At 63.3% G+C, this 14,566-nt stretch carries 17 protein-coding genes; 11 read left to right on the forward strand and 6 right to left on the reverse strand.

The window, feature by feature from the left end; all coding sequences use genetic code 11:
* Positions 1-64: 64 nt before the first annotated feature.
* Entirely contained in the window at positions 65-475 is a 411-nt protein-coding gene (locus AC07PQ_RS13235) for an acetyl-CoA sensor PanZ family protein (protein ID WP_493185676.1), read from the reverse strand.
* A 378-nt stretch (positions 476-853) separates the two neighbouring features.
* On the opposite strand from AC07PQ_RS13235, the gene AC07PQ_RS13240 reads away from it, so the two are divergent.
* The 7 genes from AC07PQ_RS13240 (at position 854) to AC07PQ_RS13270 (ending at position 6,717) form a co-directional block, all read left to right on the forward strand.
* On the forward strand, positions 854-2,515 hold the full coding sequence (locus AC07PQ_RS13240; protein ID WP_087089685.1) for an OFA family MFS transporter: 1,662 nt from the start codon (positions 854-856) through the stop codon (positions 2,513-2,515).
* Between the two features lie 333 nt (positions 2,516-2,848).
* Complete coding sequence (hisB, locus tag AC07PQ_RS13245) at positions 2,849-3,442, forward strand: imidazoleglycerol-phosphate dehydratase HisB (RefSeq protein ID WP_007921806.1); 594 nt, start codon at positions 2,849-2,851, stop codon at positions 3,440-3,442.
* Positions 3,442-4,080: an imidazole glycerol phosphate synthase subunit HisH gene (hisH, locus tag AC07PQ_RS13250; RefSeq protein ID WP_053259308.1), complete on the forward strand. Its 639-nt coding sequence runs from the start codon at positions 3,442-3,444 to the stop codon at positions 4,078-4,080. The genes hisB and hisH overlap by 1 nt, the downstream gene beginning before the upstream one ends.
* Positions 4,081-4,338, forward strand: coding sequence for a DUF2164 domain-containing protein (locus AC07PQ_RS13255; protein ID WP_007921810.1), 258 nt, complete (start codon positions 4,081-4,083; stop codon positions 4,336-4,338). It abuts the gene before it with no gap.
* Positions 4,339-4,380: 42 nt separating this feature from the next.
* Positions 4,381-5,118: a 1-(5-phosphoribosyl)-5-[(5-phosphoribosylamino)methylideneamino]imidazole-4-carboxamide isomerase gene (gene hisA / locus AC07PQ_RS13260; RefSeq protein ID WP_007921811.1), complete on the forward strand. Its 738-nt coding sequence runs from the start codon at positions 4,381-4,383 to the stop codon at positions 5,116-5,118.
* Positions 5,119-5,127: 9 nt separating this feature from the next.
* Positions 5,128-5,898 (forward strand): imidazole glycerol phosphate synthase subunit HisF, encoded by a 771-nt coding sequence (gene hisF / locus AC07PQ_RS13265; RefSeq protein WP_007921812.1) that lies wholly within the window; start codon positions 5,128-5,130, stop codon positions 5,896-5,898.
* A gap of 63 nt (positions 5,899-5,961) precedes the next feature.
* On the forward strand, positions 5,962-6,717 hold the full coding sequence (locus tag AC07PQ_RS13270; RefSeq protein WP_037033848.1) for a substrate-binding periplasmic protein: 756 nt from the start codon (positions 5,962-5,964) through the stop codon (positions 6,715-6,717).
* Positions 6,718-6,869: 152 nt separating this feature from the next.
* Here the strand turns inward: AC07PQ_RS13270 and AC07PQ_RS13275 are convergent, their stop codons facing one another.
* From AC07PQ_RS13275 to gpmI, 4 genes are all read right to left on the reverse strand, one after another.
* Complete coding sequence (locus AC07PQ_RS13275; RefSeq protein WP_493185677.1) at positions 6,870-7,628, reverse strand: divergent polysaccharide deacetylase family protein; 759 nt, start codon at positions 7,626-7,628, stop codon at positions 6,870-6,872.
* A 166-nt stretch (positions 7,629-7,794) separates the two neighbouring features.
* Complete coding sequence (locus AC07PQ_RS13280) at positions 7,795-9,105, reverse strand: S41 family peptidase (RefSeq protein WP_007930816.1); 1,311 nt, start codon at positions 9,103-9,105, stop codon at positions 7,795-7,797.
* 31 nt (positions 9,106-9,136) lie between these two features.
* A complete protein-coding gene (locus AC07PQ_RS13285; RefSeq protein ID WP_493185678.1) occupies positions 9,137-10,423 on the reverse strand; it encodes a murein hydrolase activator EnvC family protein in 1,287 nt (428 codons plus the stop codon).
* Positions 10,424-10,559: 136 nt separating this feature from the next.
* A complete protein-coding gene (gene gpmI, locus AC07PQ_RS13290; protein ID WP_007930819.1) occupies positions 10,560-12,089 on the reverse strand; it encodes a 2,3-bisphosphoglycerate-independent phosphoglycerate mutase in 1,530 nt (509 codons plus the stop codon).
* A gap of 151 nt (positions 12,090-12,240) precedes the next feature.
* Between gpmI and AC07PQ_RS13295 the strand changes: the two genes are divergently transcribed.
* From AC07PQ_RS13295 to secB, 3 genes are read left to right on the forward strand one after another with little or no spacing between them, the layout of a single operon-like run.
* Positions 12,241-12,654 carry a rhodanese-like domain-containing protein gene (locus tag AC07PQ_RS13295; protein WP_007930821.1) on the forward strand — a complete coding sequence of 138 codons (414 nt, stop codon included), beginning with the start codon at positions 12,241-12,243 and terminating at the stop codon, positions 12,652-12,654.
* A 1-nt stretch (position 12,655) separates the two neighbouring features.
* A complete protein-coding gene (grxC, locus tag AC07PQ_RS13300; protein ID WP_007930824.1) occupies positions 12,656-12,910 on the forward strand; it encodes a glutaredoxin 3 in 255 nt (84 codons plus the stop codon).
* Positions 12,911-12,966: 56 nt separating this feature from the next.
* A complete protein-coding gene (gene secB / locus AC07PQ_RS13305; RefSeq protein ID WP_007930826.1) occupies positions 12,967-13,449 on the forward strand; it encodes a protein-export chaperone SecB in 483 nt (160 codons plus the stop codon).
* Between the two features lie 219 nt (positions 13,450-13,668).
* On the opposite strand, the gene trmL is transcribed toward secB, so the two are convergent.
* Positions 13,669-14,124: a tRNA (uridine(34)/cytosine(34)/5-carboxymethylaminomethyluridine(34)-2'-O)-methyltransferase TrmL gene (trmL, locus tag AC07PQ_RS13310; protein WP_007930832.1), complete on the reverse strand. Its 456-nt coding sequence runs from the start codon at positions 14,122-14,124 to the stop codon at positions 13,669-13,671.
* Here trmL and AC07PQ_RS13315 point away from each other — a divergent pair.
* Positions 14,123-14,563 carry a hypothetical protein gene (locus AC07PQ_RS13315; RefSeq protein WP_493185679.1) on the forward strand — a complete coding sequence of 147 codons (441 nt, stop codon included), beginning with the start codon at positions 14,123-14,125 and terminating at the stop codon, positions 14,561-14,563. The genes trmL and AC07PQ_RS13315 overlap by 2 nt on opposite strands.
* Positions 14,564-14,566: the final 3 nt, after the last annotated feature.

Consider the following 14,566-nt stretch of genomic DNA (forward strand, 5'->3'; position numbering starts at 1 on the left):
GAGTCCTTGTAGTGTCGAATTCGAATTTAGCCGGGGAGTATAACGCCCCGGACCTGGCCGCTGGTCACTGATCGCTTTGCAGCACATCCAGCGGTATCTGCAGCTTGGCCGCCAGCGCCTGGGCTTCGAGGTGCCCGGCGGGGGCCAGCAGGCGCAAGGTGGCGCCGTGCCGGGCGGCCATTGTCCGGGCTTCGCTCACCAGTCGCTCGGCCACGCCGCGACGCCGGGTGATCTTGCGCACACACAATTGGGACAGGTGCCAGACGTCTTGGTGCCGTTGCAGGCGGGCGGCGCCCAGCAGGCGGTCGTTGAAGCGCCCGGCGATCAGGCTGCCGTCGCCCAGGGCGGCCTCGATCAGTTCCATATCGTCGCGCTGCGGGGCGAACAGCCAGGGCGGGGCGTCGCGGTAGATCTTCTGCAGGTCCTGTTGATCCTGATAGCTGGCTTGTTTCAGCGACTCGACAACGATGGGCATGGGGAATCCTGTGCAGAGCGAAGGAATGGCTGGCCATTATCGACAGCAGCGCGCGGGCTGGCGAGGGGCAGGCTTCTGTAGGAGCGAGGCTTGCCCGCGAAGCGTTCTGCCTGACACACCGCATAACACCCATCGACGGCAAGCCTGGCTCCTACAGAAGCGTTATTGCCGTCTTGCGGAGCAGATGACGCTGAAAAGGTGATGGCAGTTTGCTTTTTCTGTCACGAGCAAATGGTAATCTCTCGCAGTTCATCTGCCCTTCCGCGACCAAAAGTCGCACTCTATGGAGCTTCACTCGATAAAACGGCCACGTCTGCGTGCAAAGGTCGTGAGTGGAGAGTGGCCGGCGAATAATTCCAATAATTGGGGGAAACACTCATGAGCACTAGCACCGAGGCGGGCGCGATTGCCGCCCAGCCGGCGTTCTTGTCCAAAGAACGCATCATCGCCAAGCCCGGTTTCAACCGTTGGCTGGTTCCACCGGCCGCCCTGGCCATCCACCTGTGCATCGGCATGGCCTACGGCTTCTCGGTGTTCTGGTTGCCGCTGTCCAAGGCCCTGGGCGTGACCGCCCCGGTGGCCTGCGCCCCGGACATGAGCTTTATCGCGCAGGTCTTTTCGTCCCAGTGCGATTGGCCGATCTCGATGCTCGGCTGGATCTATACCCTGTTCTTCATTTTCCTCGGCTGCTCCGCGGCGATCTGGGGCGGCTGGCTGGAACACGCCGGCCCGCGCAAGGCCGGTGTGGTATCGGCGCTGTGCTGGTGCGGCGGCCTGCTGATTTCGGCGCTGGGTATCTATACCCACCAGATCTGGCTGATGTGGCTCGGCTCCGGCGTGATCGGCGGTATCGGCCTGGGCCTGGGTTACATTTCGCCGGTGTCGACCCTGATCAAATGGTTCCCGGACAAGCGCGGCATGGCCACCGGCATGGCGATCATGGGCTTCGGCGGTGGTGCGATGGTCGGTGCGCCGCTGGCGGCGGCACTGATGAGCCACTTCGCTTCGCCAACCGGCGTCGGCGTCTGGCAGAGCTTCCTGGTGATGGCGGCGATCTACTTCGTGTTCATGATCGGTGGCGCGCTGTCGTACCGCGTGCCGCCGACCGGCTGGAAGCCCGAGGGCTGGACCCCGCCGGCGAAAAAAGCCGCGAACGCGATGATCACCCACCGTCATGTGCATGTGAACGTGGCCTGGAAAACCCCGCAGTTTCGCCTGGTATGGCTGGTGCTGTGCCTGAACGTTTCCGCGGGTATCGGCATCCTCGGCATGGCTTCGCCGCTGTTGCAGGAAGTCTTCGCCGGCAAGCTGCTGGGCAATGAACTGGCCTTCGGTCAGCTGGATGCCTCGCAACTGGCGTCGATCGCTGCGATCGCCGCCGGCTTCACCGGTCTGTTGAGCCTGTTCAACATCGGTGGTCGTTTCTTCTGGGCGTCGTTCTCCGACTACCTGGGGCGCAAGAACACCTACTTCGTGTTCTTCGCCCTGGGTTTTGCCCTGTATGCGCTGATCCCGAACCTGGGGCACCTGGGCAACGTCGCGCTGTTCGTGGCGGCGTTCTGCATCATCCTGTCGATGTACGGCGGCGGTTTCGCCACGGTTCCGGCCTACCTGGCGGACCTGTTCGGCACCCAGATGGTGGGCGCGATCCACGGTCGCCTGCTGACCGCCTGGGCGGCGGCAGGCGTACTGGGTCCGGTGCTGGTGAACTACCTGCGTGAGTATCAGCTGAGCATCGGCGTCGAGCGCGCCGCGGCCTACGACATCACCCTGTACATCCTCGCCGGCCTGCTGGTGCTGGGTTTCCTGTGCAACCTGCTGGTGCGTCCGGTGGCCGACAAGTACTTCATGAGCGACGCCGAGCTGGCCGCCGAACAGGCGCTGGGCCATGACAAGGGCGCAGACAGCACCACCGTGCTGGAGTGGAAGGCCTCGTCCGGCAGCGTGCCGCTGGCGGTCGCCGCCTGGCTGGTGGTGGGTATTCCGCTGGCGTGGGGCGTGTGGGTCACCCTGCAGAAGACCGCGGTGTTGTTCCACTAAGTGATTGCGCCTGGTACTGCTGCCAGGCGCATCGACCTTTTTCTGTAGGAGCGAGGCTTGCCCGCGATGAGCGAACGATAGCGGGGGTATACCTGATGCACCGCGCGATCCTGTTCGCGGGCAAGCCTCGTTCCTACAGAAGATTTGCGATCGGTCGTGGGCTTTCGGGAGGCTTCGGTAGCGGCCATCGATTTCATATTGCTTGTCATGACAGGTACAGCCCCGGCTTTATTGGCTTCAGCCCGTCAGGATCTTGTCCTGCGTGTTCCTGTTTAGCCGCCGTCCGGCCTATAATGTTCGCCTTTTTCGCCCAATGATTTTGCGGAGCTGGTGATGGCCGAACGTAAGGCGTCTGTCGAGCGCGACACTCTGGAAACCCAGATCAAAGCCTCGATCAACCTGGATGGCACCGGAAAGGCCCGATTCGATATCGGGGTTCCCTTCCTTGAGCACATGCTGGACCAGATCGCCCGTCACGGGCTGATCGACCTGGATATCGAAAGCAAAGGCGACTTGCATATCGACGACCACCACACCGTGGAGGATGTCGGTATCACCCTGGGCCAGGCCTTCACCAAAGCCATCGGCGACAAGAAGGGCATCCGTCGCTACGGCCACGCCTACGTGCCGCTCGATGAAGCGCTGTCGCGCGTGGTGATCGACTTCTCCGGCCGCCCTGGCCTGCAGATGCACGTGCCTTACACCCGCGCCACTGTGGGCGGCTTCGATGTCGACCTGTTCCAGGAATTCTTCCAGGGCTTCGTCAACCACGCCAACGTCACTCTGCACATCGACAACCTGCGTGGGCACAACACCCACCACCAGATCGAAACCGTGTTCAAGGCTTTCGGCCGCGCGCTGCGCATGGCCGTGGAGCTGGATGACCGCATGGCCGGGCAGATGCCTTCGACCAAGGGCGTGCTGTAATGCAGACGGTCGCGGTTATCGATTACGGCATGGGCAACCTGCACTCGGTGGCCAAGGCCCTCGAGCATGTTGGCGCCGGCAAGGTGCTGATCACCAGCGATGCCAATGTGATTCGCGAAGCAGACCGGGTGGTCTTCCCCGGCGTCGGCGCGATTCGCGACTGCATGGCGGAGATCCGTCGCCTGGGCTTCGACGCGCTGGTGCGTGAAGTCAGCCAGGACCGTCCGTTCCTCGGCATCTGCGTGGGCATGCAGGCCTTGCTCGACCGCAGCGAAGAGAACGACGGCGTCGACTGCATCGGCCTGTTCCCCGGCCAGGTGAAGTTCTTCGGCAAGGGCCTGCATGAGGACGGCGAGCACCTGAAAGTCCCGCACATGGGCTGGAACGAAGTGAAACAGGCGGTGAGCCATCCGCTGTGGCACAACATCCCGGACCTGGCGCGCTTCTACTTCGTGCACAGCTACTACATCGCCGCCGGCAACGCGCGGCAGGTGGTCGGTAGCGGCCACTACGGCGTCGATTTCGCCGCGGCACTGGCCGAGGGCTCGCGCTTCGCCGTGCAGTTCCACCCGGAGAAAAGCCATACCCATGGCCTGCAATTGCTGCAGAACTTCGCGGCGTGGGACGGTCGTTGGTAAATGGCGGTCAAGAAGAAGGCGCCGATCCTGACCCTCACGCCCGAGCAGGAGAGTGAGGCCAATCACAAGATCCAGCGCTTCATGGAAGATCGCTTCGAGCTCGACCTGGGCTCGTTCGAGGCGGCCGAGATTCTTGAACTCTTTACCCGCGAAATTGCTCCGCACTATTACAACAGGGCGATTTTCGATGTGCAGGCCCAGCTCAAAGAGCGGTTCGAAAGCATCGAAAGCGACCTGTGGGCGCTCGAGAAAAACTGATTTCCGAGTGAAGCTGAACAATCGAATTTGAAGGTTTGCCAGATGCTGATTATCCCCGCTATCGATCTTAAAGACGGTGCCTGTGTACGTCTGCGCCAGGGCCGCATGGAAGATTCCACGGTGTTCTCCGATGACCCGGTGAGCATGGCTGCTAAGTGGGTGGAGGGCGGCTGCCGCCGTCTGCATCTGGTCGACCTGAACGGCGCCTTCGAAGGCCAGCCGGTCAACGGCGAAGTGGTCACCGCCATCGCCAAGCGCTACCCGAACCTGCCGATCCAGATCGGTGGTGGCATCCGCTCGCTGGAAACCATCGAGCACTACGTCAAGGCTGGCGTGAGCTACGTGATCATCGGCACCAAGGCGGTGAAAGAGCCGGAGTTCGTCGCCGAAGCTTGCCGCGCCTTCCCGGGTAAGGTGATCGTCGGTCTGGACGCCAAGGACGGTTTCGTCGCCACCGACGGCTGGGCCGAGGTCAGCAGCGTGCAGGTCATCGACCTAGCCAAGCGCTTCGAAGCCGACGGCGTGTCCGCCATCGTTTATACCGACATCGCCAAAGACGGCATGATGCAGGGCTGCAACGTACCCTTCACCGCCGCCCTGGCCGCTGCCACCAAGATCCCGGTGATCGCTTCCGGCGGTATCCACAACCTGGGCGACATCAAGGCCCTGCTGGACGCCAAGGCTCCGGGGATCATTGGCGCCATCACCGGCCGCGCGATCTACGAAGGCACCCTCGACGTCGCCGAGGCGCAAGCCTTCTGCGATTCGTACCAAGGCTGAGGACTCACCATGGCGCTGGCTAAACGCATCATCCCTTGCCTGGACGTGGACAACGGCCGGGTGGTCAAGGGCGTCAAGTTCGAGAACATCCGTGACGCCGGCGACCCGGTGGAAATCGCCCGTCGCTACGACGAGCAGGGCGCGGACGAGATTACCTTTCTCGATATCACCGCCAGCGTCGATGGCCGCGACACCACGCTGCATACCGTCGAGCGCATGGCCAGCCAGGTGTTCATCCCGCTGACCGTGGGCGGTGGCGTGCGCACCGTGCAGGACATCCGCAATCTGCTCAATGCCGGGGCGGACAAGGTCTCGATCAACACCGCGGCGGTGTTCAACCCCGAGTTCGTCGGCGAAGCGGCGCAGCATTTCGGCTCGCAGTGCATCGTCGTCGCCATCGATGCGAAGAAAGTTTCCGGGCCGGGCGAAACCCCGCGCTGGGAGATCTTCACCCACGGCGGGCGCAAGCCTACCGGGCTGGACGCGGTGGAGTGGGCGAAGAAGATGGAAGGCCTGGGCGCCGGCGAAATCCTGCTGACCAGCATGGACCAGGACGGCATGAAGAACGGCTTCGACCTGGGTGTGACCCGCGCCATCAGCGATGCCCTGGGCATTCCGGTGATCGCCTCGGGCGGGGTCGGCAACCTGCAGCACCTGGCCGACGGCATCCTCGAAGGCCACGCCAGCGCGGTACTGGCGGCAAGTATCTTCCACTTCGGCGAGTACACGGTTCCGGAAGCCAAGGCTTATATGGCGCACCGCGGCATCGTCGTGCGGTAGCCACTGGACAGCATGGCGGGCTCGCGGCACTCTTGGGCACGCCATGGATTCCGGTAGCCCGTCATGTTCAAACGTCTTCTTCTTGTTCTTGCCAGCGCTTCGGTCCTCTTCGCCGCAGGCGCTCGCGCAGCGCAAACGCCAGGCACCTCCCTGGTGCTGCTGACGGAAAACTTCCCCCCCTACAACATGGCCAAGAACGGCAAGAATTTCGCCCAGGGCGAGAATATCAACGGCATCGCCGTGGATATCGTCCGCGAAATGTTCAAGCGTGCCGGGATCAATTACAGCCTGACCCTGCGTTTTCCCTGGGAGCGCATCTACAAGCTCGCCCTGGAGCAGCCGGGGTATGGCGTGTTTGTCATGGCGCGGCTGCCGGACCGGGAGCCGCTGTTCAAATGGGTCGGCCCCATCGGCCCGGATGACTGGATCATGCTGGCCCGGGGCGATAGCAAGATCGCCCTGCAATCTCTGGAGCAGGCGCGCAAATACCGGATTGGCGCCTACAAGGGCGACGCCATTGCCGAGACCCTGGCCAAGCAAGGACTCAAGCCGCTGGTGGTGCTGAGGGACCAGGACAACGCCAGGAAGCTGGTTGGCGGCCAGATCGATCTATGGGCCACTGGCGATCCCGCCGGGCGCTATCTGGCCAGGCAGGAAGGCGTGACCGGGCTCAAGACCGTGCTGCGCTTCCACAGCGCCCAGCTGTACCTGGCGCTGAACAAAGAAGTCCCGGACGAGACCGTCGCCCGGCTGCAGGCCGCGCTGGATCAACTGCGCGAGGAAGGCGTGGTGGAAGAAATCATGGGGCGTTATCTCTGATTGCTCCCCTGTAGCCGCTGCCGCAGGCTGCGATCGACGGCGCAGCCGTCGCCAACGATATTCCATGTCACCCAGGATTATGTGCTGGCCGCATTAGCGGCCGCTACGCGCCTGATCGCCGCCTGCGGCAGCGGCTACAGGGCATGTTGGCCTCACCGGTAAACCCCATCCTTGCCGTGCCCGGCCATGGCCTTGTTGCTGCGCACGCTGATCATCAACTTGATATCGATCCAGTCGATACCCTGGGCCTTGAGCCTGGGCAGTTCGCGTTCGAGCACGGCCAGGGTCTGCGGGTAGGGATGGCCGATCACCACCGCCGAACCCTGCTTGCGCGCCAGGTTGATCGCAGTCTGCAACTGGGTGCCGATCGCCGTTTCGGTGCGTTCGTCGTCGAGGAACACATCTCGGGACACGCTGGCCAGGCCGATCTTCTGCGCCTCGGCGGCGGCCACGGTCTTGGCGCTGGTGCGGCTGTCGACAAAGAACTTGTGGCGGCGCTGCAATTCGCCCATCAGCCAGGCCATGGCCTGGGGCTGGGAGGTCATGCGGCTGCCCATGTGGTTGTTGATGCCGCTGGTGTAGGGCACGGCCTTGAAGGCGGCGTTGAGGCGCTTTTCCAGCTCTTCGATGGGCAGCTCGGGGTGCCAGGCGAAGGGCCCGGTGGCCGGGTCCATGGGCATGTGCAGGATGACGATCTTGCCGGCGCGATGGGCTTCGCGGGCGAACTCGGCGGCGTGGGGCGTGTCGGGCATGATCGCCGTGGTCACCGGGCCGGGCAGGGCGAGTACGCGGCGATCGCGGGGCAGGTTCTGCCCGAGGTCGTCGATGATCAGGCTCAGGTAGGCCTTGCGCGGGGCGGGCTCGGCGGCCTGGGTCGAGGTGAAGGCGAGGAGGCACAGAAGCCCGGTCATGAGCCTCCACGACAACCGTGGGAGGGGTTGGCGTTGGTTGATCATGGGGATTTGAAGCATAGGGTTCGGGTAAAGCCTTGGCGGGGTGTGGCGGTCATCAGGGCGCTATCGCGAGCAAGCTTCGCTCCTGCAGAGGAGGCGGCGGGCTTGCTCGCGATGGCTTCCATCACTTGCTGCGGGTGATGCTCAGGCCCTTGAGCAGGCTGAGGGCCTGGGCCAACTGGTAGTCGTCGTCCTGTGGCATCGGCTTGGGCTTGCTGCCGGAAGCGGTCGGCTTGTCGGCGCCGCCGTTGCCATTGCCCAGGTGACCTTGCAGGTCGGCTTCCTTGAAGTACTCGTTGTCCTGCGCTTCGCTGGTGATCTTGGCGCGGCGCACCTCGATGTCCGGCACGATGCCCTGGGCCTGGATCGAACGGCCGTTCGGCGTGAAGTACAGCGCGGTGGTGATCTTCAGCGCACGGTCGTTGTTCAGCGGCAGCACGGTTTGCACCGAGCCCTTGCCGAAGCTGGTGGTGCCCATCAGCACCGCGCGTTTCTGGTCCTGCAGGGCGCCGGCGACGATCTCCGAAGCCGAGGCGCTGCCACCGTTGATCAGTACCACCATCGGCACCGCTTCGCTTTCGTCCTTGCCGGTGGCGGAGAAGCGCAGCTCGGAGTTGGCGATGCGGCCCTTGGTGTAGACGATCAGGCCCTTGGTGATGAAGTGGTCGACCACTTCCACCGCCGATTGCAGCACGCCGCCCGGGTTGTTGCGCAGGTCGAGGATGATGCCGTTGAGCTTCTTGCCGTTGTCCTTGCGCAGCTTGGCCAGGGCCTTGGACACTTCCTCGCCGGTCTTGACCTGGAACTGGGTGATGCGGATGTAGCCGTAGCCCGACTCCAGCAGCTGGCTCTTCACGCTCTTCACCTGGATGGTGGCGCGGGCCAGGGTCACGTCGAACGGCGCACCGCCGTCGCGGACCAGGGTCAGGGTGATCTTCTGGCCGATCTTGCCGCGCATCTTGTCCACGGCTTCGGTCATGCTCTGGCCGCGGGTCGGCTGGCCGTTGATCTTGACGATCAGGTCGCCGGCCTGGATGCCGGCCTTGGACGCCGGGGTGTCGTCGATCGGCGACACCACCTTGATGATGCCGTCCTCGGCGCCGACTTCGATGCCCAGGCCGCCGAACTCGCCGCTGGTGCTTTCCTGCAGCTCGGCGAAGTCTTCAGGGCCCAGGTAGGCCGAATGCGGGTCGAGGTTGCTGAGCATGCCCTTGATGGCGTTTTCCAGCAGGGTCTTGTCGTCGACGGGTTCGACATAGGCGGCCTTGATCCGGTCCATGACCTCGGCGAAGGTGCGCAGCTCTTCGAGCGGCAATGGCGCCTTGGTGGTCGTGGCGGCTGCCGACTGAGCGGTTTCGGCGGCGAACGCCAGGGGCGCACCGATCGCCAGAGCGATCGTCAGGGCCAGCGAGGTGAGGCGGGACAAATGCAGCATGTCGAACGAACTCCTGAATGAGATGGCGCGCTTATCCTTGCGCGCGGCACCATTGTGCCGGGTCGCTTGGGCGACCCTGCTGGCGAATAGCGAAGTACAGTGCAGGCGCGCCCTGTCCGCCACTGCTACCCACAGTGGAGATGGACTCGCCGGCCTTGACCACATCGCCCGCTTCTTTAAGCAGCGTCTGGTTGTGTCCGTAGAGGCTCAAGTAGCCGTTGCCATGGTCGAGGATCACCAGCAGGCCGGCGCCGCGCAACCAGTCGGCGAACACTACACGGCCGCCATGGACGGCATGCACCTGGCTGCCGGCCGAGGCGCTGATCATCACCCCGTCCCACTTGGTCCGGGCATCGTCGCCGCGGCTTTCGCCGAAGCGCGCCAGCAGTCGACCATCAACCGGCCATGGAAGTTTTCCCCGGGATGAAGCAAAAGGGCCTCCATAGGAGGCGCCTGCGCTGGAAACCAAGGGGCCGGGCGTCGCTCGGGGCGGCTTGCTCGGGCTCTCGTCGGCATTGGCCTGGGCCTCACGCAAACGCTTTTTTTCGGCTTCCTGCTGGGCGATCAGCGCTTTCTGTCGCGCTTCCTCTGCCTCGCGGGCCTGGCGGGCCAGGGTTTCCTCGATGGTTTTCAGGACCTTGCCCAGATCGGCCTGGTCCTGTTCGCGGGCCTTGAGCTTGTCGCCACGGGCCTTCACGTCGTCATTGAGCTTGGCCAGGGCCACCTGGCGTTCCTTGCGGACCTTGTCGAGTTCTTCACGCTGGGTGTCGAGGCTGCTTTTCTGCACCAGCAGCTGGGCTTGCTGCAGGGAGATTTCCTTTTCGACATTGGCCAGCTGGCGCAGGGTCTCGTTGAAATTCTTCAGCTGCTCCAGGCGGGCCTGGCTCAGGTAATCGTAATAAGTCAGGGTGCGGGCGAATTTTTCCGGGTTCTGCTGGTTGAGCAGCAGCTTGAGGTACTCCTGGCGACCATTCTGGTAGGCCGCGCGGGCCTGGATGGCGATCAGTCGTTGCTGTTCAATGCGCGCGCTCTGGAGTTTTTTTTTCTCCTCATCGAGTCGCAGCAGCTCGGATTCGCTTTTCTTCAGCTCTTTCTGCAGGGCATCGACCTGCTTTTCCAGCTTGCCCATCTCGGTTTCGGTGCCGCGCAGGTCTTTCTGCACGCCGGATTTTTCTTCCTGCAGCTTGCCCAGCAGCTTTTTCAGCTCGGCAATATCCTGACGCGTGGCGTCCAACTGCTGTTGGGTTTGCGCGCGCTCGTCGGCGAAGGCCGGTTGGAGCAGGCAGATCAGAGCAAGGGTAATCAGGGCGCGAAGCATAGAGGCGGGCGACACCAGGGAAAGGGACGGCCTAGTATGCCCGCCCCTCGCTGCAAAAAAAACGCCTCAAAGCCAACTGCTTTGAGGCGTTCGTCATAAAAAGCCGTTTGCGGCCCATTATTCGGTCTTTTTGATATCAGACCAGTATCGAAGTGCCAGTCATTTCCGCGGGCTGCGGCAGGCCCAGCAACTTGAGCATGGTCGGCGCCACGTCGGCCAGGACTCCGCCTTCACGGACTTTCAGGTCGCGCTTGCCTACATAGATGAACGGCACCGGCTCGCTGGTGTGGGCGGTGTGGGCCTGGCCGGTGGAGGCGTCGGACATCTGCTCGACGTTGCCGTGGTCGGCGGTGATCAGGGCTTCGCCGCCGACCTTTTCCAGGGCATCGACGATGCGGCCGACGCACAGGTCCAGGCATTCGACGGCCTTGACCGCGGCGTCGAACACGCCGCTGTGGCCGACCATGTCGCCGTTGGCGTAGTTGACCACGATCACGTCGTAGCGCTGGTTTTCGATGGCGTCGACGATCCGGTCGGTGACTTCCGGCGCGCTCATCTCCGGCTGCAGGTCATAGGTGGCGACTTTCGGCGACGGAATCAGGATGCGTTCTTCGCCCGGGAACGGCTCTTCGCGGCCACCGGAGAAGAAGAAGGTCACGTGGGCGTATTTTTCGGTTTCGGCGATGCGCAGCTGGGTCTTGCCGTTTTTCGCCAGGTAATCGCCCAGCACGTTTTCCAGGCTGCCCGGGGCAAAGGCCGAAGGGGCCGGAATGCTTGCCGCGTATTGGGTCAGCATGACGAAACCGGCCAGTTTCGGCTGGCGGGCGCGCTCGAATTCCTTGAAACCGTCCTCGACGAACACCCGGCTCAGCTCGCGGGCGCGGTCGGCGCGGAAGTTCATGAACACCACAGCGTCGCCGTCCTCGACTTTCACCGGCTCGCCGAGGGTGGTGGCCTTGACGAATTCGTCGCTCTCACCACGCTCGTAGGCGGCCTGCAGACCTTCCTGGGCGGTGGCGGCGTTGAATTCGCCCTTGCCGTCGACGATCAGGTTGTAGGCCTGGGCCACGCGGTCCCAGCGGTTGTCGCGGTCCATGGCGAAGTAGCGGCCGATCAGGCTGGCGATGCGGCCCTTGCCCAGGGTCTTGAAGGTTTCATCCAGCAGTTCGATCGACGAAGTGGCGCTTTTCGGCGGGGTGTCGCGGCCGTCGAGGAAGGCGTGCAGGTAGATCTTCTCGGCGCCACGCTTGAAGGCCAGTTCGGCCATGGCCACCAGGTGGTCCTGGTGGCTGTGCACGCCGCCATCGGACAGCAGGCCGAGGATATGCACGGCCTTGCCGGCGGCCACGGCTTTATCCACGGCGGCGCAAATGGTCGGATTCTCGAAGAACTCGCCATCGCGGATGGCTTTGGTGACACGGGTGAAATCCTGGTACACCACGCGGCCGGCACCGAGGTTCATGTGGCCGACTTCGGAGTTGCCCATCTGGCCGTCCGGCAGGCCGACATCCATGCCCGAACCCGAGATCAGGCCGTTCGGCACGCTGGCGCACAGGCGGTCGAGGACCGGCTTCTTGGCTGCATAGATAGCGTTGGATTCGTGGCTCTCGCTGTGACCGAAGCCATCCAGAATCATCAGGACCAAAGGTTTAGGCGTGGTAGTCATAGATTCCACTCGTGGCTGGATTGGGAGAATGTTGGAAAAAGGGAGTGGCAGTTTAAAGCGAAGTTCCGGTGGCGTCACCGCCGGGCGGGGTTTGGCCGACCCGGAGGGCTGTGTATACTGGCCGACATTTTAACGCCCTGGAACCTCCTTGATGGTTGCTCACCTGATTCAATTCGCCACTGAACACTACTTGCTCGTCGGCGCCTTCGTCATCTTGCTGGCTCTGTTGATCGCTCACGAGTTGAGCCGCGGCGGCCGTAGCCTCAGCACCCGTGAACTGACCGCGCTGGTGAACAGCGAGCAGGGCGTGGTGATCGATATCCGTCCGACCAAGGACTTCGCCGCGGGCCATATCGTCGGCGCGTTGAACATCCCTCAAGACAAACTGGCCGCCCGCGTGGGCGAGCTGGAAAAGCACAAGGCCAAGACCATCATTCTGGTCGATGCCCTGGGTCAGCACGCCGGCACCCACGCTCGCGAGCTGATGAAGTCCGGCTTCACCGCCGCCAAGCTGTCCGGCGGCGTTGGCAGCTGGAAAGCCGACAACCTGCCGCTGGTGAAGTGATATGGCTGCCGTCGTCGTCTATTCCAGCGATTACTGCCCCTACTGCTCGCGGGCCAAGTACCTGCTCGAGAACAAAGGCGTAGCCTTCGAAGAGATCAAGGTCGACGGCAAGCCGCAGGTTCGCGCCGAAATGGCCCAGAAGGCCGGGCGTACGTCCGTGCCGCAGATCTGGATCGGCAGCACCCATGTGGGCGGTTGTGACGATCTGTTCGCCCTGGAGCGCGCCGGCAAGCTCGACGCGCTGCTCGCGGCCTGACTGACCACCCAAGTTCAGCAAACCCTACATGACCCCGAGATCAAGAAGGATCTGAGATGACTGACCAACAGAACACCGCTGCGACCGAAGACGAATCCGCACCGCAATTCTCGCTGCAGCGTATCTATGTGCGTGACCTGTCTTTCGAAGCTCCGAAAAGCCCGGCTATCTTCCGCCAGCAGTGGGAGCCGAGCGTCGGCCTGGACCTGAACACCCGTCAGAAGGCGCTGGAAGAGGGTTTCCACGAAGTCGTGCTGACCCTGTCGGTCACCGTGAAGAACGGCGACGAAGTGGCGTTCATCGCCGAAGTGCAACAGGCCGGTATCTTCCTGATCAAGAACCTGGACGACGCTTCGATGAGCCACACCCTGGGTGCGTTCTGCCCGAACATCCTGTTCCCGTACGCTCGCGAAGCGCTGGACAGCCTGGTGACCCGCGGTTCGTTCCCGGCCCTGATGCTGGCTCCGGTGAACTTCGACGCGCTGTACGCGCAAGAGCTGCAACGCCTGCAGGCGGCCGGTGAAGGCACCGTTCAATAAGCTGCCGGGTTCCATGAAAAAAGCGCCGTTTCAGGCGCTTTTTTCATGTTCGGGCCCAAGGTTTCGAGGTTGACGCCGAGAGCGGCGCCAAACCTGTAGCCGCTGCCGAAGGCTGCGATCGCCTCCGAAGGGGGCGCCAGGTCTTGAGCACGCTGAAGGCCTTCGGCCTTATCGCAGCCTGCGGCAGCGGCTACAAGGAGTCGTGCAGAGGTGGGGGGCTTATTTGAACCCCAACTGGCGCCAGGCTTCGTAGACGGCCACCGCCACGGTGTTGGACAGGTTCAGGCTGCGGCAGCCTTCACGCATGGGCAGGCGCAGGCGTTGTTCGGCGGGCAGGGCGTCCAGTACCTCGGCGGGCAGGCCACGGCTTTCCGGGCCGAACAGGAAGGCATCGCCCTCGGCGAAGCTGGCGTCGTGGAAAGGTCGCGAGCCCTTGGTGGTGAAGGCGAACAGGCGCGGATGGCCTAGGCTTTCAAGACAGCTGGCGAGGTCGGCATGGCGCTGCAGGGTGGCGTACTCGTGGTAGTCGAGGCCGGCCCGGCGCAGGCGCTTGTCGTCCATTTCGAAACCCAGCGGTTCGATCAAATGCAGGTGGCAGCCGCTATTGGCGCACAGCCTGATTACGTTGCCGGTATTCGGCGGAATTTCTGGTTGAAAAAGGATGACGTGAAACATGCACGGCTCCGAAGAAAAAGACAGGCCGCATTCTACGCCTGAAGCGGACGTCCGGCCGAAGCTAATGCTGCGGGTATTCGGCTCGCTGGCGATCTTTGGCGTGATGGTCGGATTGATGATCGGTCGCCTCACCACCCCGGACCCCACCGAGTTGCAGGAAGTGCAGGTCCAGCCCAATGCCCTGGTGGTGTGGTTCAACAACGAGCCCAAGGTCCATGGCGAGCACATCGACGGGGCCGTGGCGCTGTTGTTCGAGGCCGAGGGGCGGGTGCAAAAGGGCCAGTTGAAGATCAACGACAAGGATGCCAACTGGCGGGTGCGGGCGGCTGAGGAAGGGTTGCTGCTGAACGTGGTCGCAGCAAGAGCGCTGCACGCCGAGTGGTCGGGCAGCGAGGTCGACGGGCGCTGGCGCCTGGAGATCCGGCTGCGCGAGGAATAAAAG

It is taken from the genome of Pseudomonas sp. GW821-FHT09E12 (assembly GCF_059416085.1).

What these genes read in the sequence shown, in the direction of transcription:
- AC07PQ_RS13235 (WP_493185676.1), bottom strand. Translation starts at nt 475, where the DNA reads ATGCCCATCGTTGTCGAGTCGCTGAAACAAGCCAGCTATCAGGATCAA.
- AC07PQ_RS13240 (WP_087089685.1), top strand. Translation starts at nt 854, where the DNA reads ATGAGCACTAGCACCGAGGCGGGCGCGATTGCCGCCCAGCCGGCGTTC.
- hisB (WP_007921806.1), top strand. Translation starts at nt 2,849, where the DNA reads ATGGCCGAACGTAAGGCGTCTGTCGAGCGCGACACTCTGGAAACCCAG.
- hisH (WP_053259308.1), top strand. Translation starts at nt 3,442, where the DNA reads ATGCAGACGGTCGCGGTTATCGATTACGGCATGGGCAACCTGCACTCG.
- AC07PQ_RS13255 (WP_007921810.1), top strand. Translation starts at nt 4,081, where the DNA reads ATGGCGGTCAAGAAGAAGGCGCCGATCCTGACCCTCACGCCCGAGCAG.
- hisA (WP_007921811.1), top strand. Translation starts at nt 4,381, where the DNA reads ATGCTGATTATCCCCGCTATCGATCTTAAAGACGGTGCCTGTGTACGT.
- hisF (WP_007921812.1), top strand. Translation starts at nt 5,128, where the DNA reads ATGGCGCTGGCTAAACGCATCATCCCTTGCCTGGACGTGGACAACGGC.
- AC07PQ_RS13270 (WP_037033848.1), top strand. Translation starts at nt 5,962, where the DNA reads ATGTTCAAACGTCTTCTTCTTGTTCTTGCCAGCGCTTCGGTCCTCTTC.
- AC07PQ_RS13275 (WP_493185677.1), bottom strand. Translation starts at nt 7,628, where the DNA reads ATGACCGGGCTTCTGTGCCTCCTCGCCTTCACCTCGACCCAGGCCGCC.
- AC07PQ_RS13280 (WP_007930816.1), bottom strand. Translation starts at nt 9,105, where the DNA reads ATGCTGCATTTGTCCCGCCTCACCTCGCTGGCCCTGACGATCGCTCTG.
- AC07PQ_RS13285 (WP_493185678.1), bottom strand. Translation starts at nt 10,423, where the DNA reads ATGCTTCGCGCCCTGATTACCCTTGCTCTGATCTGCCTGCTCCAACCG.
- gpmI (WP_007930819.1), bottom strand. Translation starts at nt 12,089, where the DNA reads ATGACTACCACGCCTAAACCTTTGGTCCTGATGATTCTGGATGGCTTC.
- AC07PQ_RS13295 (WP_007930821.1), top strand. Translation starts at nt 12,241, where the DNA reads ATGGTTGCTCACCTGATTCAATTCGCCACTGAACACTACTTGCTCGTC.
- grxC (WP_007930824.1), top strand. Translation starts at nt 12,656, where the DNA reads ATGGCTGCCGTCGTCGTCTATTCCAGCGATTACTGCCCCTACTGCTCG.
- secB (WP_007930826.1), top strand. Translation starts at nt 12,967, where the DNA reads ATGACTGACCAACAGAACACCGCTGCGACCGAAGACGAATCCGCACCG.
- AC07PQ_RS13315 (WP_493185679.1), top strand. Translation starts at nt 14,123, where the DNA reads ATGCACGGCTCCGAAGAAAAAGACAGGCCGCATTCTACGCCTGAAGCG.
- trmL (WP_007930832.1), bottom strand. Translation starts at nt 14,124, where the DNA reads ATGTTTCACGTCATCCTTTTTCAACCAGAAATTCCGCCGAATACCGGC.